The following is a 17,824-nucleotide window of genomic DNA, read 5'->3' as shown; positions in this document are numbered from 1 at the left end:
CCCGCCTCCTCCCGCTCGCTGACCGGCCGCGCCCGGACGCGGACCGCCCGGCGCCCGGCCGGGCCCGCGGCGAGGGACGCGCGCAGCGCCGCAGACCGCCGGGGGCCGGGATGGCCGGGCGCCGGACGGCGTCGGGAGTCGAACCCGTGCGTCCACAGCGCAGTACCCCTACAGGTGCCCGTGGCCGACGCGCAGGACCTGCGGCGGCGATGCCGCCCGGCTGCTGACCACGGGCCGCAGGAGCGTGCCACGGTCGTCCCCGTCCCGCCGCTGCATTTCCGGGCCGGTTGGCCCGGGGGTCGCGGGGTAGGGGCCGTCGGATACGCGGTGCGGCCGGGCCAGGAGGGCCCGGCCCTCAGGTGGGGAGACGCGATGACACTGCCCGACAGGGACCAGGTCACGGACTGGATCGGCAAGACCGTCGTCGACCGCGACGGCAACGAGATCGGCACGGTGACGGCGCTGCTGGCCGACGAGGACACCGGGCAGCCCGAGTGGCTCTACGCCGAGCACTCCGGGTCGACCGTCGTCGTCCCGCTGGTCGGCGCCGCCGGCTCCGGGGAGCACGTGCAGGTGGCCGTGGAGCGGGGACTGGTCGACGGCGCGCCGCGCTACGGCGAGAGCCGGGAGCTCAGCACCGATCAGGAGGCCGCGCTCTACCGGCACTACGGCATCCAGGCGACGACGTCGGAGTCCGACAGCCTGCTGCCCGCGGAGGGCGCGGAGCCCGAGGCGGCGACGGTCGTCGGCGGCCCGAGCACGGACCCGGTGCCGCTGCCCGACGCGCCGGCCGACGCCGCGCCCGTCGCCGAGGAGCTGCCGGCCCCGCCGCCGGTGGCGCAGCCCGGTGACCGTGACTTCGGCCGCACGGAGCAGCCGGCGGGCGGTGCGGTCGGCCGGATCGGGGCGGCCGTGGCCGCCGCGCTGGCCGTCGGCGCCGTCGTCTTCGCCCTGCTGCGCCGCCGGCAGCAGCCGACGGCCCGGGTCTCCCGGGGCGCGCGGCGGACGGCGCGGAAGGCGCAGCGCTCGGCGTCCCGCTCGGCCTCGCGGGCCGGCCGAGAGACCAGGCGGAAGGCGGCGAAGGCCGGGCGGAAGGCGGCGAAGGCTCGGCGGTCCGCCGCCTCCGTGCCGGCCACCGGCCGCGCGCGCCTCGAGCAGGTGACGGCCGCGGCCGCGCCCGTGGTGACCGGCGCCGTGCACCAGGTGCGCGAGGCGACCCGCTCCGGCGCAGCCGCCGCCGGCCCCGCCGTGAGCGGTGCCGTGCAGCAGGTGCGGGAGGCCACCCGCTCGGGTGCGGCCGCCGCCGGGCCCGCCGTCAGCAACGCGGCCGCGCAGGTCCTCGGGGCCACCCGCTCCGGCGCCGCCGCGGCCGCTCCCCTGCTCGCCACCACCGGCCACGCGCTGCAGACCGGCGCGAACGCGGGCGCCGAGGTGGCCCGGCAGGCGCTGGGCGCGGGTGCGGGACTCGCCGCCGCGGCCGTGACCAAGGCGGCCGAGGCCGGCGCCGAGATCGGGCAGACCGGGCTGCGGGCGGCGATGCGCGCCGAGCGCGCCGTCGGGCAGGTGCCCGAGGAGGTCGCCGAGGCCGGTCACCGGCTGAAGAAGAAGGGCAAGCGCCTCGTGCGGATGACCGCGCTCGGCGCGGGCCTGGGTGCCGGGTACGTCGTGGGCGCCGGCTACGGCGACTACGGGCAGATCCAGCAGCTCGCGGGCCGGGTCACCGGCCGGAGCTGACCGCCTCGAGGTCCGGCGGGTGCGCGGCCAGGAACCGCCGCGCCCGCCGGGCGTCGGACGTCACCGGACCGCGGTGGCGTGGCGGCGGCGCCGGCGGCCGACGAACCGGACGGCGACGAGCGCGCCCAGGCCCCCGGCCACCCCGCCGATCACGAGGTACGCGACGTCCGCGCCGTCGGCCCACACCGCGAGCGCGACCAGGGCGAGGACACTGACCGCCCACACCGGCCAGGCCGCGCGGGCCCGGCGGGCGGTACCGCTCGCGTCGTCCGTCACGCCTGCCGACGGTAAGGTGGCCGGGCGCCGAGCGGGCCGCTGAGCAGCTCCGACACACCTGACCGGGCGAGCTGCGACACGAGTGGCGGGTGTGACGACCGCGTTCTGCGCGGGAGCGCCGTCCGCCGATGGAACGCACATGCGCGCCAGCCACGTCGCCACCGCCCTCGCCGCCTTCGCCGCCGGCCTGACCGCCGCCTCGGCCCTGCACCGCCGGGCCGCCCGCCCGGTCGCCACGCCGGCCGCCGTCCCGGCCGCTCCCGCCGTCGCGGAGCTGACGACCGTCGTCGAGCAGGACGCCGTCGTCCTGCCCTTCCCCCGTCCGGCGCAGCCGGTCGAGCAGGTCGTCGAGGCGCCCGCCGCCCCGGCCCGCTGCGGCGACACCGGTGGCGTGACGAAGGCCGGCGCGCCCTGCGCCGCGCGCGCCACCAGCAGCGGCCGCTGCCACCACCACCCGCTGGCCGCCTGACAGCTGTCGGTCCCCCGCGGTAGACAGCGGGGGTGGGCACGCGCCGGGGAGCCGAGGTGCTCGGCCGCCGCGCGCTCAACCGGGCCATGCTGGCCCGGCAGTTGCTGCTGCGCCGCGACGAGCGGGACGCCTTCGCCGCCGTCGACCACCTGGCCGGCCTGCAGGCGCAGGAGCCGCAGGAGCCGCACGTCGGCCTGTGGTCGCGGCTGGCCGGGTTCCGACCGGCCGAGCTCGACGGGCTGCTCGAGTCGCGCCGGGTCGTCCGGACGCAGCTGATGCGCCGCACGCTGCACCTGGTCACCGCCGAGGACTGCCTGGCGCTGCGGCCGGTGCACCAGCCGATGCTGCTCGCGCGGATGACCGGCACGCTCGGCCGCCGCCTGCCCGGGGTCGACCTCGCCGAGCTCGCCGCCGCGGGTGAGCCGCTGTTCGCCGAGGAACCGCGGTTGCTGCCCGAGGTCGGTCGCCTGCTCGCCGGGCGCTGGCCCGACGCGGCGGCCCGCGACCTCGGCGACGCGCTGTCGAGCCTCGTGCCGCTCGTGCAGACGACGCCGCGCGGGCTGTGGCGGACGCAGGCGCCGGCCCGCACCACCACGGTGCGCGCCTGGCTGGGGCGCGACGTGGCCGACGGGCCGCACGACGACGTCCTCGAGGCGCTGGTGCTGCGCTACCTGCGCGCCTACGGCCCGGCCGCGAGCGCCGACCTGCGCGCGTGGTGCGGGCTGTCCGGCCTGCCCGCCGTCGTCACCCGGCTACGACCGCGGCTGCGGTCGTTCCGCGACGAGCGCGGCCGCGAACTGCTCGACGTCGACGACGGACCGCTGCCCGAGCCCGGCGAGCCCGCCCCGGTGCGCTTCCTGCCCGCCTTCGACAACGCCGTGCTCGGCTACGACGACCGGTCCCGGGTGGTCGCCGACGAGCACCGCGGGCTCAGCGTGGCGGGGGCCCGCCTCGTGCTGGTCGACGGCATGGTCTCGGCCACCTGGACCAGCGCCGGGCGCGACGACGGCGGCGTCGACGTCGCCGTCTCCCCTCTGCGCGCGCTCACCCCGGCCGAGCGCACGGAGGTCGCGGAGGAGGGCACCCGGCTGGCCGCCTTCCTGGGCGACGGCGTCCCCGGCGCGCTGACGGTCGGCTGACCTCAGCCGGGCACGGGGCAGGCGGCCGCGCCGTCGGCCGCCTCCTGCTCGGTCAGCCCGTCGTAGGGCGACCATTCCGCGCCGGCGAGGAACTCCTCCCGGGTCACCGGCGGGTCGGGGGCGAAGCCGGCGTCGACGAGGCAGTCCCGCACCGCGAGCAGGTCGGCGTGGTCCGGCGGCGTCGCCGTGGGGGTGACCGAGGGCTGCGCGGTCGGCGCGGGGGTGCCCGACGCCGTCGTCGCCGGCGCGCTGGTGCCCGCGGGGCCGGCGCCCTCGCCGTCCGGGGCGGCCAGCCGGCCCGCCAGCAGCGGCAGCCCGCCGACCAGCACGACGACGGCGAGCGCCACCGCGGCGACGGTCGCCCGCACCTGCCGGCCACGACGGTGCGCGACGCGGACGCGCTCCGGGGTGACCGCCCCCGGGTCGCCGGCGAGGTCGTCGGCGAGCGCGGCGAGGGAGGCGCGCACGCGGTCGTCGTCGGTCATCGGGTCCTCCTCGGCGGCGCGGTCTCCTCGCCGGCGGCCAGCACGGTCCGCAGGACGGCCAGCCCCTTGCGGACGTGGTTGCCGACGGTGCTCACCGAGCAGCCCATCAGCCGGGCGGTCTCGACCTCGCTGTGGTCGGCGAAGTAGCGCAGTACCAGCGCGGTGCGCACCCGCGGGGACAGCCGCCGCAGCGCGCAGCGCACGTCCTCGGTGACCGCGTGCCCGGCCTGCGGGTCCCCTCCCCCGGCGTCGGGCACCGTGTCGACCGGCCGCTCGGTGCTCGACAGCCGGCGGCGCCAGCTCAGGTGCGCATGGACCATCACCCGGTGCACGTAGGCGAGCGGGTCGTCGGCGGCCCGCACCCGGGCCCAGCGGGCGTAGCTCCGCAGCAGCGCCACCTGCACGAGGTCCTCGCCCAGCCCGCGGTCGGCGGTGAGCAGGCAGGCGGTGCGCAGCAGCGCGGCACGGTGCTCGAGGACGAAGTCGGTGAAGCCGTCGTCCCCGGTGTCGCGCATCGGAGACGACCTCACCACGGGGCCACCCCCGCGGTGGCGAGGACACCCGCGAGGCAGACGGCCGCGAGCAGCACGACGACCGCCCGCTCCCACCGGAGGAGCGGGCGGTCGTCGAGGCCCCGCCGCGGACGTCCCACGTCAGGAAGACGCGGTGACCCCCCGGTGTGGGCCTACTCGGTGCTGCGGGAGGTCAGCGGCTGCCGCCGCCGAGCATCGGGTCGTCGCCGTCCCGGCGCGTGCCGTGCTCGACGCCCTCGGTGGACGGGCCCGCCGTGTAGCCCTGGTCGTCGGCCTCGGGCACCAGGACGTCGTCGCGCACGACCGCGTCCGGCGGCGGCTGCTCGACGACGGTGACCTCCTGCGGCTGGACGACGCCCTCCGCCGTGGTCGTCCCGGCCGTGGGCGTCTGCGTGGGCGTGGGCGTCGGGGCCGGGGCCGGGGCCGGCGTCGTCGTCTCCTGCTTGCCGGACGTCGCCGCGGCCACCCCGGCCACCGCGGCACCGGCCACCGCCGCGACGCCGGCCGCGACCGCCGTCGGCGAGATCCCCGCCTTGCCCTTGTCGCCCGCGGAGCCGTAGGCGTCGTTCACGCCCGGGGTGCCGACGTCGATGTGCTCGTTGACCGACCCGCGCCAGGAGCCCGACGCGTAGCCCTGGCTCTCGACCAGCGACTTGAACCGCTCGAGGTCCGAGCGCACCTGCCGCTCGACGATGCCGAGCTTGTCGCCCACCTGCTCGACCAGGCCCTCCGGCTCGTACTCGAGCTCCAGGTACACGATGGTCGAGTCGGGCCCGGCGGCCTCGAAGCGGACGGCGCCGGCGTTGGTCGCGCCGCTGGTGGCGGCCCAGGCGACCTTCCGGTCGGGGTCCTGCTCGAGGACGGCGGCCTCCCACTCGCGGCGCACGCCGGCGATCTCGGCGACCCAGTGCAGCCGCTGGTCGGTCAGCTGCCGGACCTCCTTCACCCCGCCCATGAAGTGCGGGAAGTCCTCGAACTGGGTCCACTGGTCGTAGGCCGTGCGCAGCGGCACGTCCACCTGGATCGACTTCTCCACCTTGGTGGTCATCGCCATCCCTCCGTCGTCGGACGTCTCGGGAGGGATGTGACCGGCACCACTCCGGACGAAACGGCGAGGTCGTCACGCGTCCCGCCGGCGCAGCGACCACCAGGCGGCGAGCACCGCCGCGGCCGCCCACAGGGCGAGGACCGCCAGGCCCGTCCCGGGGCCGAAGACGTCGATCGGCCGGGGGCGCAGGCGGACGGCGACGGCGCCGGCCCGGTCGAGCAGGAAGACCGCGGCCCGCTGCAGCCCCGGCACCAGTTCCAGCAGCGGCGAGAGCAGGAAGAAGAACGGCACGAGCAGCCCGAGGGCGGCGGCTTGGTCGCGGATCACCAGGGCCACGCCGACGCAGAACACCGCGAGCAGCGTGGGGTACAGCGCCGCCGCGACCGCGGAGCGCAGCATCCCCGGCGTCCCGAGGGACACGGCGTCGGGGCCGAGGAACGCCTGGGTGCTCAGCAGCGTGACCGGCACGGTGACCGCGCAGGCGGCGAGCACCAGTGCCGCGCAGACGGCGACCTTCGCGCCGAGGAAGACCCCGCGGCGGGGCACCGCCACCAGGGACGCGTGCACGGTCCGGCGGGCGTACTCGCCGGCGCTGAGCAGCACGGCGAGGACGACGACCGCGACGTGCCCGAAGTTCAGGCCGTAGAAGGCGATGGTCCCGGCGTCGTAGTCGGGCGAGGCCACCTCCGCGGCACCCACGGAGGCGACGACGGCGACGCCGATGCCGGCCACCGCGACGGCGAAGAGGGCCAGGCACAGCCAGGTCGACCGGACCGTCACCGCCTTGATCCACTCGGCGTGCAGCGCGGCGGTCACGCGGCGCTCCCGTCGGTCAGGGCGAGGAAGGCGTCCTCCAGCGAGCGGCCGTCGGCGGCCAGCTCGAGCAGCGGCACGCCGTGCCGGGCGGCGAGCGCGCCGACGGCGTCCTGGTCGAGCCCGTCCACCCGCAGGGCGTCGCCGTCGGGGAGGACGGTCGCCCCGGCCGCGGCGAGCAGCTCCCGGAGGCGGCGGGGCTGCGTCGTCCGGACCCGCAGCCGGCGGCCGGCGTGCTCGGCCAGGAACGCCGGCAGCGGCGCGTCGGCCAGCAGGCGTCCCCGCCCGATCACCAGCAGGTGGTCGGCGGTGCGCTCCACCTCCCCGAGGAGGTGGCTGGACAGCAGGACGGTGCGCCCCTCCCCCGCCAGGTCGCGCAGGAACGAGCGCAGCCACCGGATGCCGTCCGCGTCCAGGCCGTTGACCGGCTCGTCGAGCAGCAGCACCGCGGGGTCGCCGAGCAGCGCGGCGGCGATGCCGAGCCGCTGCCGCATGCCCAGGGAGAAGGCGCGCACCCGGCGGTCGGCGGCCTCGCGGAGGCCGGTGAGCTCGAGGACGGCGTCCACCCGCTCCCGCGGGATGCGGTGCGTGGCCGCCAGCCAGCGCAGGTGGTCCCGGGCGGTGCGCCCGGGGTGGGCGGCGCTGCTGTCGAGCAGCGCGCCCGCCGTGCGCAGCGGCGCCCGCAGGTCGGCGAACGCCCGGCCCGCGATCCGGGCGGTGCCGGCCGACGGCCGGTCCAGCCCCAGCAGCATCCGCAGCGTCGTCGACTTGCCTGCCCCGTTGCGCCCGAGCAGCGCCGTCACGCTGCCCGCGGGGACGTCGAAGGTCAGGTCGTCGACGGCGACCACCGGCCCGTACCGCTTGCCCAGCCCGCGTACCTCGATCACGGCTCCACCGTCGCCGGACGGCGGCCGCCCGGCGTCCCCCGCGCGGTCCGGGCGCCTCCCTCCCCGGCGGGAGGTCCCCGGCCGCCGGACCCGCCATGCTCGGCGGGTGCGCACGGTGCTGTGGTCGGTGGCCGGCCGGCCGACCTGGACGCGGGCGGTCCACCTGGCCGTCGGCGCCTGGGCCGCGGTCGCCTGCGGGCTGGTCTGGCCGGGCCTCGAGGACGCGTCGCCGTCGACGCTCGCGGGCCTGCACCTGGCGCCCCTGCCGCTGCTGGTGGTCCTCGCCGGCGTGCCGGCGGTGCGCCGCAGCGAGGGGCTGCAGGCGCGTGCCCTGCTCGTGCCCGGCGACGACGAGGTCACCGTCGAGCCGGCGCGGACGTGGCGGGACCGCGGCCGGCTCCTGCTGTGGCTGGTCGTCCGGGTCCAGCTCGGGCTGCTGGCCGCGGAGTCCACGGCCGGTGCCGTGGCGGTCGTCGTGGGCAGCGGACGGGCGGCGCTGCCGCTCGGCGTCCTCGTGGCCGCGGGGCTGACGTGCGTGCTCGCCGGCCTCGGGGCGCTCGCCGCGGGGGCCGCCCGCGTGCTGCTGTCACCGTCGCTGGCCGAGCGGCTGGCCGCCTCGTCCGCGCGCACCGAGCGCCTGCTGGAGCGCACCCGGCTGGCCGGCGAGCTGCACGACTCGATCGGGCACGCGCTCACCGTCACGCTGCTGCAGGCGGGGGCGGCCCGCGAGGTCGCCGGGTCCGACCCCGCGTTCGTCGCCCGGGCGCTCGCCGCGATCGAGGACAGCGCCCGGCAGGCGGCCGCCGACCTGGAGCGGGTGCTGGCGCTGCTGCGGGACGCCGGGCCGCCGCCGGACGCGCCGACGCTCGACGACCTCGACGGGCTGGTCCGCTCGGCGGGTGCGGCGGGCGCGCAGGTCGACGTGCGGGTCAGCGGGCCGGTGCCGGAGCTGCCGCCCCTGCTCTCGCGCGAGGCCTACCGGATGGCGCAGGAGGGCCTGACCAACGCGCTGCGCCACGCGGGCCCGGTGCCGGTCCGGATGGACGTCGAGGTGGCGGGCGGGGCCCTGCGCCTGACCGTCTCCAACCCCGTGCCGGCCCCGGCGTCGGCGGGGGTGCGCACCGGCGCGGGCAGCGGCCTGCGCGGGATGCGGGAGCGCGCGGCAGTGCTCGGCGGCACCGCGGAGGCGGGGCCCGCCGGCGACGGCTGGCGCATGGAGGTCCGGATGCCGGTCGGCGGGGCGCCGTGACCATCCGGGTCCTGCTGGTCGACGACGAGGAGCTGGTGCGCGGCGGCCTGCGCGCCATCCTCGACGCCCGCGACGACATCGAGGTGGTCGGCGAGGCGGCCGACGGCGCCGTCGTCGTCCCGCTCGTCGCGCGGCTGCGTCCCGACGTGGTGGTGATGGACATCCGCATGCCGCTGGTGGACGGCATCCAGGCGACCCGGGACCTGCGCCGGCGGCTGGCCGATCCCCCGCGCGTGCTGGTGGTGACGACGTTCGGCGAGGACGAGAACGTCTACGCGGCGCTGTCGGCCGGCGCGGACGGCTTCCTGCCCAAGCGGGCGCGGCCGGCCGAGATCGTCGACGCCGTCCGGGTCGTGGCCCGCGGGGAGAGCCTGCTGTTCCCGGCGGCGATCCGCGGGCTGGCCGCCCGGTCGCTGCCCGCCGCCCCGGACCGGCCGGCGCCGGAGCTGACGCCCCGCGAGCGGGACGTGCTCGTGCTCATGGCGCGCGGGCTGTCCAACGGCGAGATCGCCGCGGAGCTGTACCTCGGCCTGCAGACGGTGAAGACCCACGTCAGCGCCCTGCTGCGCAAGCTGGGCGCCCGCGACCGGACCCAGGCCGTCATCGCGGCCTACGAGTCCGGGCTCGTGCCGCTGACCTGACCCGCGCGGGGGCTACCGCGACGGCCGCGCGGGCGTCAGGGTGTCGGGGTGACCTCGGAACTGCGGCTGACGACGACCCTCGAGCGGCGCGGGCCGGCGGCGGCGATCGTGCTCACCGACGAGCAGGCGGCCTCCCTCGGTGGCGGCGCCAAGGCCTTCCCGGTGCGGATCACCATCGGCGCCGCGACCGTCGAGGCGCGGCTCGCGCGGATGGGCGGCGAGAACCTCGTCGGGCTGAGCAAGGAGCGCCGGGCCGCCCTCGGCGTGGACACCGGTGACACCGTCGACGTCGTCCTCGCCCACGACGCCGTCGAGCGGACCGTCGAGGTGCCGGACGACCTGGCCGAGGCGCTCGCGGCGGCCGGCCTGCGCGAGGCGTTCGACGCGCTCGCCTACTCGCACCGCAAGGAGCACGCCCGCTCGGTGACCGAGGCCAAGAAGCCCGAGACCCGCGCCCGCCGGGTCTCCGCCGTCGTCGCCGCCCTGTCGGGCTAGGCCCGCTCCGCCCGGCCGCCGGAGCGGCCGGGCGTGGGGTGCTCAGACGCGGCGCGCGGTGAGCAGCAGGTACTCCCAGTCGAGGACGAGGCCGTCGGTGCCGCGGTCGTAGCGCGCGGCGAGCGCGGCCAGGTCGCGGTCGAGGGCCGCGACCCGGTCGGGGTCGTCGGCGATGTGCCGGTAGACGGCGATCGTCGGCCCGTAGACGGTCTTCCAGGAGTCGCGCCACGCCTCCGCCGACGGCCAGCCGCTCGCGGTCACCACCTGCCGGCGCGCGACGACGTCGGTGACCCGGTCGCCGAGCAGGTCGCGGACGTGCTGCTCGTCGCCCCACAGCGGCGGCGGCTGCACACCGGGCGGGGGCGGCGGCGCGTACGGCTTCATCGTCGTGAACATCTCGCCGACGAAGCCCTCCGGCGTCCAGCTGACCAGGCCGATCCGCCCGCCGGGACGGCACACCCGCACCAGCTCGTCGGCGGCCCGCTGGTGGCGCGGCGCGAACATCACGCCGACGCAGGACAGGACGACGTCGAAGCTCGCGTCCCCGTACGGCAGCGCCTCGGCGTCCCCCTCCTCCCAGGTCAGCTCGGCGCCGGCGCGGGCGGCGGACTCGCGGCCGGCCTCGAACAGCTCCGGCGTCAGGTCGGAGGCCACCACCTGCGCGCCGGTGAGCGCGGCCGGGACGGCGGCGTTGCCCGTGCCGGCCGCCACGTCGAGGACCCGCTCGCCGCGGCCGACCCCGGCGGCCTCGACCAGGACGCGGCCCAGCTCCGGGATGAGGTCGCGGGCCACCGACGGGTAGTCGCCCAGGCCCCACATCGCCCGGTGCCTCGCCTTGAGGGCGCGGTCGGCGGCGACCGCGTCGAGGGTGTCGGTCATCTCTGTCGTCTCCTCCGTCGTCTCCCGGGTCGTCCCGGCACGCGACGACGGTGGCCCCGGCGCGTTGCAGATCGGCTGCACCGGGGATGCACGGTCACGCCCGGCCGGTCGCGAGCTCCCCGGACAGGACCCGGCCGAGCGCGGCGCGGGCGGAGGCGACGGCGGCGGCCTCGGCCGCCCGGGGGTCGGCGCGCCGCCCGTTCCCCGGGGCGGCCGGCGGGCCGAGCGGCGAGGGCTTGCCGGCGGCGACGAGGTGGCGGTGCAGCGTGGCGGCGTCGGCCGTGGCGGAGACCCGCTGCAGCAGCCGGGCGACGTAGCGCAGGTTGAGCCACTGCTGGGTGGCGTCCCCCACCCGGTCCCAGTGCGCGAGGACGGCGACCAGCGCCCGCGCGGCCTCCACCGGGTCGCCGTGCACGGCCCGGGTCGCGGCGCCCTCCATCATCGCGATCCCCTGCCACCAGAAGTTGCGGACGGCGGCCGCCAGTTCCTCCGCCTCGTCGAACAGCGCGAGGGCGGAGTCGGGGTCGGACTTCTTGAGCACCAGCCCGAGGGCGTAGCGGGCCATCGACAGGGCGGTCGGGTTGGCGGTGGCCTCCGCGACGTCGAGGCTCTCCCGCGCCGCGGCCAGACCCTCCTCGGGGTGCCGGCCCACCGCGTGGCAGACCGCGACGTAGTACAGCGTCCAGACCAGCCGGATGCGGTCGCCGTCGCCGCGGGCCCGCTCCGCCTCGGCCGTGTAGTGCGCCAGCGCGCGGGCCACGTCGCCCTCGTACAGCGCCACGTCGGCCAGCACGTCGTGCGGGTAGGCGATGCGCGGGGTCCCCGGCGGCGGGCGGCGGTCCCCCGCCAGGCGCGCCGTCGCCACGGCGTGCGGGAAGTCGCCCCGGTTCCACGCGCCGCGGGCCGCGGCGCCGACGGCGGCGGCGAAGCTCGGGTGGCCGGGGTCGACCACCGGCAGCAGCTGCTCGGCCCAGGCGTAGGCCTCGTAGCCCACGCGCAGGTGCACGAGCTCGGGCACGGCCGCGACCAGCCGCACGGCGAGGTCCCACTCGGCGTCGGCGGCCGCCCGGGTGAACGCCGCCCGCAGGTCGTCGTAGACGCCGAGGGCCTCGTCGGCCCACGCCCGCTCGTCCGGGCTCTGCAGCCCCGCGCCGGCCCGCTCGGCGTAGTCGACGTGGTACTCCACGTGCCGCCGGGTGAGCGCGGCGGTCTCGCCGGCGTCCGCGGCGCGCGACCGGCCGTAGGCGCGCAGGGTCTCCAGCAGCCCGTAGCGGCTGTGCACCCCGCTGCGGGCCACCACCATCGACCGGTCCACGAGGCGGGTGAGCCGGTCCAGGACGTCGTCCTCGCCGGCGCCGGGGTCGGCGACGCCGTGCACCGCCCGGAGGTCAGCACCGCCGGCGAACACCGACATGCCGCGGAACAGCCGCTGCTCGGGCCCGGACAGCAGCCGGTAGGACCACTCGATCGCGGCGGCCAGGCTCTGGTGGCGGGGCACCGGCCCGCGGCCGCCGCCGAGCAGCGGGCCGTCCTCCAGCCGGGCGGCCACCTCGGCCGGGCTCATCACCCGCATCCGCGCGGCCGCGAGCTCGATGCCCAGCGGCAGGCCGTCGAGGCGGGCGCAGATGGCGGCGACGGCGTCCGCCGCGGCGGGGTCGAGCCGGAAGTCCGGCGTCGCCGCCCGGGCGCGCTGGACGAACAGCGCGGTGGCGTCCGCGAGCGGCAGCGGCGGCACCGGCCAGACCTGCTCGCCGTCGACGCCGAGCGGCTCGCGGCTGGTCGCGAGGACCACGACGCCGGGACAGTGCTGCACGATCGCCCCGACGAGGGCGGCCGCGTGCGCCAGCACGTGCTCGCAGTTGTCGACGACGAGCAGCAGCGACCGCGGGCGCAGGTACTCCAGCACCGTCTGCTCCACCGACAGGCCCGACCGCTGGCGGATGCCGAGTGCCGCCGACACCGCGTCGCCCACCGGGCTGTCCTCGGGCAGGGCGGCGAGCTCGCACAGCCACGCCCCGTCGTCGAAGCGGGCCCGGTCGCGGCCGGCGACCTCCACCGCGAGCCGCGACTTCCCCGCTCCCCCGACGCCGGTCAGCGTGACCAGCGGGCCCTCGCGCAGCGCGGCCAGCACGCCGGCCGACTCGCGGTCGCGGCCCACGAAGCCGCTCGCGCGGCGCGGCAGGTTGCCCGGCCGCGGCGTCGCGGTGAGGGCGGGGTCGTGGACGAGGATCCGGCGGTAGAGGTCCTGCGCGGGGGCGGCGGGCTCCACGCCGAGCTCGTCGTCGAGCCGGGCGCGCAGCTCGTGGAAGGCGGCGAGCGCGTCGGCCTGGCGCCCGGTGGCGTAGCGGGCCCGCATGAGCGTCACGGCGGGCCGCTCCCAGGACGGGTGGGCGCGCACCACCGCCTCCAGCTCGGGCACCGCCTCCGCGGACCGGCCCAGCGCCACCAGCGCGTCCGCGCGGTCGGCGGTGGCGCCGGTGCGCAGCTCGGTGAGCCGGGCGGCCTCGGGGGCGGCGAACTCCTCGTCGGCGAACTCGGCGAGCGCGTCGCCGCGCCACAGCGCCAGCGCGGCGTCGAGGTCGGCCAGCGCCCGCGCGTGGTCGCCGGTCGCGGCCGCCGCCCGGGCGCTGCGGACCCGCTGCTCGAAGTCGGCGGCGTCCAGCGTCGCCGTGTGCAGGGCCAGGCAGTAGCCGGGCGGGCGGTGCCGCAGCGGGGCGGCGTCACCGAGGACGCCGCGCAGGCGCGAGACGTAGGCCCGCAGGGCGGTCATCGCGCCGTCGGGCGGGCCGTCCCCCCACAGGACCGAGACCAGCCGCTCGGCCGGCACGACCTCGCCGCGGGCGACGAGCAGGGCGGCGAGCAGCGTCCGCGGCTTGTGCCCGCCGACGGCGAGCGCTCCTCCCGGGCCCTCGACCGACAGCGGTCCGAGGACCCGGAAGTGCACGTGTGCTGCGCCTGTCATCGCCGCCTCGTCCCGCACGCGGACCGCTCCCGGCGCGGCCGACCCTAGCGACGGCGCGGGGCGCTGGACAGGCTCCGCGGAGCGCCAGGCCGCCGCCGCGGGGGTGGACCCGGCACGGGCTGGGTAGCGGCGTCGGGACGGAGCCCGGCGGACCGAGCCGGGCCGGCGGAGATCGGAGGAGCCATGGGCAAGCTGACGCTGGGGATCGGGCTGGGCATCGGGTACGTGCTGGGCGCGCGGGCCGGCCGGGAGAGCTACGAGCGGATCGTCTCGTCGGCGCAGGGCCTCCTGGGCCGCCCGGAGGTGCAGCAGACGCTGGACAAGGCGCGCGAGGCGGCGCCGGCTCCCCTGCAGAGCAGCATCGACAAGCTGGCGAGCTCGGCCTCGGGCGGCGGCATGTCGTCGTCGGGGACCTCGTCGTCCGGCACGTCCTCGAGCGCGCCGTCGTCGTCCGGCACGGGCACGTCCTCGGGTGGCGGGACCGCCGCCCTCGGGACGCCCGACGTCGAGACGATCGCGGAGGCGGCCTCCGGCCAGGCCGCGGCCGGGTCCGGCGGCGTGCCGGACCCGCTGGTGCCGCCGGCGAAGTCGAACGGCGGCACCACCCGCTGAGCGGTCACCGCACTCCCCGTCCGCCGGCGGGGGACGACGTCCCCTGCCGGCGGACGAGCCACCAGCCGTACCCGCCGGTCGCGACGACGGCGGTCAGCACCGCCGCGTAGGCCCACAGCGCCGGGCCGGCGACCAGCTCGTCGCGGAACCGGAGCAGCACCGCCCACTGGAAGACGCCGAACGCGGTGTAGGTGACCGCCGGGACGTGCAGCCGGCAGACGTCGGTCTCCCGGACCACCAGGGCGGCGCCGACCCCCAGGGCCACCAGCCACGCCCCCACCACCTGGGCGCTGAGCGGGGTCAGGGCCCACGGCCAGGCGCTGCCCGTGACGTGCGTGCCGTGGTGGGCGCTCAGCCCGCTGGCGAACAGGACGGCGCCGACGGCGCCGAGCACGAGGCCCTGCGCGGCGAGCACCGCCCGGACCCACCGGGGCAGGGCGCGGCGGGCGCCGTGCCGGTGGGCCGGCTGCCGCAGGAGCACGACCAGCCCGGCCACCGGGACGGCGAGGTAGACCGCCGTCCAGACCCAGGCCGCCGAGCGCGCCAGCGGGTCCGCGGCGGTGAGGTGCAGCTTGTGCGCGTGCCAGTACGTCGCGGCCAGGGTGAGGACCGTGAAGACGGTGACCGTCACGACCGCCACCCGCACGTGCGCCCAGGAGCGCTGCCGCAGCGCGGCGACCGAGAGGACGAAGCCCGCGGCGTAGGCGGCGCCGAGGAAGGCGACGGTCGGCCGGGCCTGGATCGTCCACGCCCAGGCGTGCTCGGTGTGCCCGCCGAGCCGCAGCAGCTGGTGCGCGGCCAGGGCGGTGAACAGCGCGAACGCGGCCAGCAGGCGCCGGGGGCCGGGACCGAGTCCCGCCTCGCCGGTCTCCGCCGGCTGCTCGCGGTCGTCCTCGGGCTCCTCCAGGGTGTCGATGGTGTCGGCCTCGTACAGGTGTCCTGCCATGCGAGGACGGTGGACCCCGGGCGTTGCAGGCCGTCTGCAACGCGGATGGGGCCCTCTGCAACGCCGCGGGGGCCGTGTGCGACTGGGGCTGTCACACCCGGGGCCGCGGCGGTGTCTCCATGACGACAGCGCCGCACACCCAGGAGGAGACATGGCGAGCAGCACCCGCGTCCCGGCGACCCGCATCACCGGCCTGCACGGGGCCCTGCTGAAGGCGGTCAGCCGCCGGATGCTCGGCCAGGTGCCCGAGGGCGCCGCGGTCATGTGGCACCACCCGGCGGTGCTCAAGGACTCGATGTCGTTCGGCCGGAAGGTCGACGGGTGGAACCGGCTCGACCCGGCGCTGGCGACCTACGCGGCCATGGCGTCCGCCGCGACCATCGGCTGCGGCTTCTGCCTGGACCTCCACCACTTCCTCAGCCGCGACCGCGGGCTCGACGAGGCCAAGGTGCGCGAGGTGCCGCGCTGGCGGGAGTCCGCCGTCTTCACTCCGCTGGAGCGCCGCGTCATGGAGTACGCCGAGGCGATGAGCGCCACGCCGCCGGCGGTCACCGACGAGCTGTCGGCCGCGCTGCTCGACGAGCTCGGGCCGGCCGCGCTGGTGGAGCTGACCGCCAGGATCGGCTTCATGAACGCGAGCGCTCGGGGCAACGTCGCCCTCGGCATCCGCTCGCAGGAGTTCGCGACGTCGTGCGGCCTGGCGCCGCTGGCGGTGCGGTCGGCGGACGGCGTCGTGCCCGCATGACCGAGGACCCCTTCGCCGCCCACCGCAGCCTGCTGTTCACCGTCGCCTACGAGATGCTCGGCTCCGCGGCCGACGCCGACGACGTGGTGCAGGAGACCTGGCTGCGGTGGGCGGAGGTGGACCGGGCGGCGGTGCGCGACCCGCGGGCCTACCTGGTGCGGATCCTCACCCGCCAGGCGCTCAACCGGCTGCGCACCGTGGCCCGCCGGCGCGAGGAGTACGTCGGCGAGTGGCTGCCCGAGCCGCTGCTGACCAGCCCCGACGTGGCCGACGACGTCGAGCTGGCGGAGAGCGTGTCGATCGCGATGCTGACCGTGCTGGAGACGCTGTCGCCGACCGAGCGGGCGGTCCTCGTGCTGCACGAGGTGTTCGACGTGCCCTACGACGAGATCGGCGAGGCGGTCGGGAAGTCGGCCGCCGCGGTGCGGCAGGTGGCGCACCGGGCGCGCGAGCACGTGGCCGCGCGGCGTCCCCGGACGGCGGTGAGCCGGGCCGAGCAGCAGCGGGTGGTGGACCGCTTCCTCGCCGCGGTGACCTCCGGCGACCTCGAGGGGCTGCTCGACGTCCTGGCGCCGGACGTCGTCGTGGTGGCCGACAGTGGTGGGCTGGCGCCGGCGGCGCTGCGCCCGGTGACGGGCCGGCTGCGGGTGGCCCGGGCGCTCGCGCGCTTCGCCGAGCTGGCGCCCGGCGTGACGATCACGACGCCGCTGGTCAACGGCACGGTGGCGGCGCGGATCGACGGCGGCGGTCCCTTCGACACGGCGATCACCTTCGTCGTCGAGGACGGCCGGATCTCCCGCATGTACGCGACGCGCAACCCGCACAAGCTGCGCCGCCTCGACGAGCCCGTCGCCCTGCGCCGCTGATCCGCCAACCACCGACATCCATGCGGACCTGCCGACGAAGGACTAACCAGGTCTCCACTCCTCGACGAGGACTCACGACGCAGCGCTGTCTCGGCCCCTCGGCCGTCAGCGCGAGAAGGGAGCGAAGTCCGCTCGCGACAGGCCCAGCGCCGTGTAGCGGCTCCACGGGTCGAGCGGATCCGGAGCGCTGTCCCGATAGCCGGCTGCAGTGAGGGCTCGGTCCTCCGTCCTCGTGATGATGACGCGGTCCGAGACCTCCTCAAGAACACGCCTCAACGCCTCCTCGTCGGAAGGCAAGTCGCGGAGCAGTCCCCGGATGACGCCGGAGACGGGCGTCACGTGCTCGTGCACCAAGTCCTTGGTGCCCTGTCGTACCCGACTGTCCCTCGCGCCCGGCGAGTGCGGGATGAGGGGCGAGTACTTCCCACCGGTGGGCAATCGAGGACCTTCCCACCGGAAGAACAAGGTCTCGCGGAGCGGCTTGACCGGGCTCGGGACGCCCGTCACCGCCTCGTGTCGCTCGAAGGCACGCAAGACCGCCAGTACGAGCCGCAGATCTTCGTCGTCGCTGGCAGTGCTCCTGATCCGGGTCTGCGTGGCTGGTGAGTGCTCACCGCCGAGGACATCGGCGACGTGCGCCTCGACCGGCTCGAAGCTCACGCCCTCCGCGCTGACGGTGAGAAGCAGTTCGACCGTCTCGCGGTCGGCCACGTCCGGCGAGTAGTTGAACCATGCAGCCCCTCGTTGGGCCCGTAGTGCACCGGTCAACGCCTGCACGTCCGGCCGCATGGTCTCGGGGAGGCCGACCCCCAGGTGACCACGCTTCGGGTGGACGTGCCCGACCTTCCGCTGGCCGAGACGGAATACGACTCCGGGACCACCCTCGATGCGTCGCTCACATCCGAGGCCTGCAGCGATGTCCTCGATGTAGGCGAACTCGTCCCTCACCCAGTCACTAGCTCGCGAGAGGGCCCCTGCGAGGTCACGCCGGTCCACCATCCCGAGAGCGTGCAGCACCTTGCCCGTCGGTACGACCGCAGTCCGC

20 protein-coding genes are annotated in these 17,824 nt (G+C 77.5%); 9 read left to right on the top strand and 11 right to left on the bottom strand.

What is annotated here, in order from left to right; all coding sequences use genetic code 11:
• The first annotated feature begins 372 nt into the window (after positions 1–372).
• Positions 373–1,734: a PRC-barrel domain-containing protein gene (locus ACI78R_RS16280; RefSeq protein WP_457041467.1), complete on the top strand. Its 1,362-nt coding sequence runs from the start codon at positions 373–375 to the stop codon at positions 1,732–1,734.
• A gap of 60 nt (positions 1,735–1,794) precedes the next feature.
• On the opposite strand, the gene ACI78R_RS16275 is transcribed toward ACI78R_RS16280, so the two are convergent.
• Positions 1,795–2,010 carry a hypothetical protein gene (locus tag ACI78R_RS16275; RefSeq protein WP_457041466.1) on the bottom strand — a complete coding sequence of 72 codons (216 nt, stop codon included), beginning with the start codon at positions 2,008–2,010 and terminating at the stop codon, positions 1,795–1,797.
• A gap of 139 nt (positions 2,011–2,149) precedes the next feature.
• Between ACI78R_RS16275 and ACI78R_RS16270 the strand changes: the two genes are divergently transcribed.
• Both ACI78R_RS16270 and ACI78R_RS16265 read left to right on the top strand, forming a co-directional pair.
• Complete coding sequence (locus ACI78R_RS16270; protein WP_457041465.1) at positions 2,150–2,479, top strand: hypothetical protein; 330 nt, start codon at positions 2,150–2,152, stop codon at positions 2,477–2,479.
• A 32-nt stretch (positions 2,480–2,511) separates the two neighbouring features.
• Positions 2,512–3,618 carry a winged helix DNA-binding domain-containing protein gene (locus ACI78R_RS16265; protein ID WP_457041464.1) on the top strand — a complete coding sequence of 369 codons (1,107 nt, stop codon included), beginning with the start codon at positions 2,512–2,514 and terminating at the stop codon, positions 3,616–3,618.
• A gap of 2 nt (positions 3,619–3,620) precedes the next feature.
• Here the strand turns inward: ACI78R_RS16265 and ACI78R_RS16260 are convergent, their stop codons facing one another.
• From ACI78R_RS16260 to ACI78R_RS16235, 6 genes are all read right to left on the bottom strand, one after another.
• The gene (locus tag ACI78R_RS16260; protein WP_457041463.1) at positions 3,621–4,103 is read right to left on the bottom strand and encodes a hypothetical protein; all 483 of its coding nucleotides are present in this window, start codon (positions 4,101–4,103) and stop codon (positions 3,621–3,623) included.
• Positions 4,100–4,618 (bottom strand): SigE family RNA polymerase sigma factor, encoded by a 519-nt coding sequence (locus ACI78R_RS16255; RefSeq protein WP_457041462.1) that lies wholly within the window; start codon positions 4,616–4,618, stop codon positions 4,100–4,102. The genes ACI78R_RS16260 and ACI78R_RS16255 overlap by 4 nt, the downstream gene beginning before the upstream one ends.
• A gap of 11 nt (positions 4,619–4,629) precedes the next feature.
• Entirely contained in the window at positions 4,630–4,755 is a 126-nt protein-coding gene (locus ACI78R_RS16250) for a hypothetical protein (protein ID WP_457041461.1), read from the bottom strand.
• A 53-nt stretch (positions 4,756–4,808) separates the two neighbouring features.
• Positions 4,809–5,684 (bottom strand): SRPBCC family protein, encoded by an 876-nt coding sequence (locus tag ACI78R_RS16245; protein WP_457041460.1) that lies wholly within the window; start codon positions 5,682–5,684, stop codon positions 4,809–4,811.
• Positions 5,685–5,756: 72 nt separating this feature from the next.
• The gene (locus ACI78R_RS16240; protein ID WP_457041459.1) at positions 5,757–6,500 is read right to left on the bottom strand and encodes a hypothetical protein; all 744 of its coding nucleotides are present in this window, start codon (positions 6,498–6,500) and stop codon (positions 5,757–5,759) included.
• Complete coding sequence (locus tag ACI78R_RS16235; RefSeq protein ID WP_457041458.1) at positions 6,497–7,384, bottom strand: ATP-binding cassette domain-containing protein; 888 nt, start codon at positions 7,382–7,384, stop codon at positions 6,497–6,499. Before ACI78R_RS16235 ends, ACI78R_RS16240 begins: the two co-directional genes overlap by 4 nt.
• Before the next feature lie 106 nt (positions 7,385–7,490).
• Here ACI78R_RS16235 and ACI78R_RS16230 point away from each other — a divergent pair, with 106 nt between their 5' ends.
• Genes ACI78R_RS16230 through ACI78R_RS16220 form a run of 3 tightly spaced genes read left to right on the top strand, consistent with a single transcriptional unit; the run spans position 7,491 to position 9,769 of the window.
• Positions 7,491–8,633, top strand: coding sequence for a histidine kinase (locus ACI78R_RS16230; RefSeq protein ID WP_457041457.1), 1,143 nt, complete (start codon positions 7,491–7,493; stop codon positions 8,631–8,633).
• Positions 8,630–9,274: a response regulator gene (locus ACI78R_RS16225; RefSeq protein WP_457041456.1), complete on the top strand. Its 645-nt coding sequence runs from the start codon at positions 8,630–8,632 to the stop codon at positions 9,272–9,274. Before ACI78R_RS16230 ends, ACI78R_RS16225 begins: the two co-directional genes overlap by 4 nt.
• A gap of 48 nt (positions 9,275–9,322) precedes the next feature.
• Entirely contained in the window at positions 9,323–9,769 is a 447-nt protein-coding gene (locus ACI78R_RS16220) for a YdeI/OmpD-associated family protein (RefSeq protein WP_457041455.1), read from the top strand.
• Positions 9,770–9,811: 42 nt separating this feature from the next.
• Here the strand turns inward: ACI78R_RS16220 and ACI78R_RS16215 are convergent, their stop codons facing one another.
• Entirely contained in the window at positions 9,812–10,648 is an 837-nt protein-coding gene (locus ACI78R_RS16215; RefSeq protein WP_457041454.1) for a class I SAM-dependent methyltransferase, read from the bottom strand.
• A gap of 94 nt (positions 10,649–10,742) precedes the next feature.
• A complete protein-coding gene (locus ACI78R_RS16210; RefSeq protein WP_457041453.1) occupies positions 10,743–13,610 on the bottom strand; it encodes a BTAD domain-containing putative transcriptional regulator in 2,868 nt (955 codons plus the stop codon).
• 183 nt (positions 13,611–13,793) lie between these two features.
• Here ACI78R_RS16210 and ACI78R_RS16205 point away from each other — a divergent pair, with 183 nt between their 5' ends.
• Complete coding sequence (locus ACI78R_RS16205; protein ID WP_457041452.1) at positions 13,794–14,222, top strand: hypothetical protein; 429 nt, start codon at positions 13,794–13,796, stop codon at positions 14,220–14,222.
• A gap of 4 nt (positions 14,223–14,226) precedes the next feature.
• Here the strand turns inward: ACI78R_RS16205 and ACI78R_RS16200 are convergent, their stop codons facing one another.
• Positions 14,227–15,168: a hypothetical protein gene (locus ACI78R_RS16200; protein ID WP_457041451.1), complete on the bottom strand. Its 942-nt coding sequence runs from the start codon at positions 15,166–15,168 to the stop codon at positions 14,227–14,229.
• A gap of 151 nt (positions 15,169–15,319) precedes the next feature.
• Here ACI78R_RS16200 and ACI78R_RS16195 point away from each other — a divergent pair, with 151 nt between their 5' ends.
• Both ACI78R_RS16195 and ACI78R_RS16190 read left to right on the top strand, forming a co-directional pair.
• Positions 15,320–15,913 carry a carboxymuconolactone decarboxylase family protein gene (locus ACI78R_RS16195; RefSeq protein WP_457041450.1) on the top strand — a complete coding sequence of 198 codons (594 nt, stop codon included), beginning with the start codon at positions 15,320–15,322 and terminating at the stop codon, positions 15,911–15,913.
• Positions 15,910–16,779, top strand: a complete 870-nt coding sequence (locus ACI78R_RS16190; protein WP_457041449.1) for an RNA polymerase sigma-70 factor — start codon at positions 15,910–15,912, stop codon at positions 16,777–16,779. Before ACI78R_RS16195 ends, ACI78R_RS16190 begins: the two co-directional genes overlap by 4 nt.
• Before the next feature lie 105 nt (positions 16,780–16,884).
• On the opposite strand, the gene ACI78R_RS16185 is transcribed toward ACI78R_RS16190, so the two are convergent.
• The gene (locus ACI78R_RS16185) at positions 16,885–17,796 is read right to left on the bottom strand and encodes a hypothetical protein (RefSeq protein WP_457041448.1); all 912 of its coding nucleotides are present in this window, start codon (positions 17,794–17,796) and stop codon (positions 16,885–16,887) included.
• Positions 17,797–17,824 lie beyond the last annotated feature (28 nt).

The organism is Geodermatophilus sp. SYSU D01106 (assembly GCF_054049995.1).
This window is presented reverse-complemented; position numbering and strand designations above follow the sequence as displayed.

Coding starts and splice junctions, on each gene's coding strand:
- ACI78R_RS16195 (WP_457041450.1), top strand. CDS start 15,320: ATGGCGAGCAGCACCCGCGTCCCGGCGACCCGCATCACCGGCCTGCAC.
- ACI78R_RS16245 (WP_457041460.1), bottom strand. CDS start 5,684: ATGACCACCAAGGTGGAGAAGTCGATCCAGGTGGACGTGCCGCTGCGC.
- ACI78R_RS16190 (WP_457041449.1), top strand. CDS start 15,910: ATGACCGAGGACCCCTTCGCCGCCCACCGCAGCCTGCTGTTCACCGTC.
- ACI78R_RS16215 (WP_457041454.1), bottom strand. CDS start 10,648: ATGACCGACACCCTCGACGCGGTCGCCGCCGACCGCGCCCTCAAGGCG.
- ACI78R_RS16255 (WP_457041462.1), bottom strand. CDS start 4,618: ATGCGCGACACCGGGGACGACGGCTTCACCGACTTCGTCCTCGAGCAC.
- ACI78R_RS16205 (WP_457041452.1), top strand. CDS start 13,794: ATGGGCAAGCTGACGCTGGGGATCGGGCTGGGCATCGGGTACGTGCTG.
- ACI78R_RS16280 (WP_457041467.1), top strand. CDS start 373: ATGACACTGCCCGACAGGGACCAGGTCACGGACTGGATCGGCAAGACC.
- ACI78R_RS16210 (WP_457041453.1), bottom strand. CDS start 13,610: ATGACAGGCGCAGCACACGTGCACTTCCGGGTCCTCGGACCGCTGTCG.
- ACI78R_RS16200 (WP_457041451.1), bottom strand. CDS start 15,168: ATGGCAGGACACCTGTACGAGGCCGACACCATCGACACCCTGGAGGAG.
- ACI78R_RS16260 (WP_457041463.1), bottom strand. CDS start 4,103: ATGACCGACGACGACCGCGTGCGCGCCTCCCTCGCCGCGCTCGCCGAC.
- ACI78R_RS16270 (WP_457041465.1), top strand. CDS start 2,150: ATGCGCGCCAGCCACGTCGCCACCGCCCTCGCCGCCTTCGCCGCCGGC.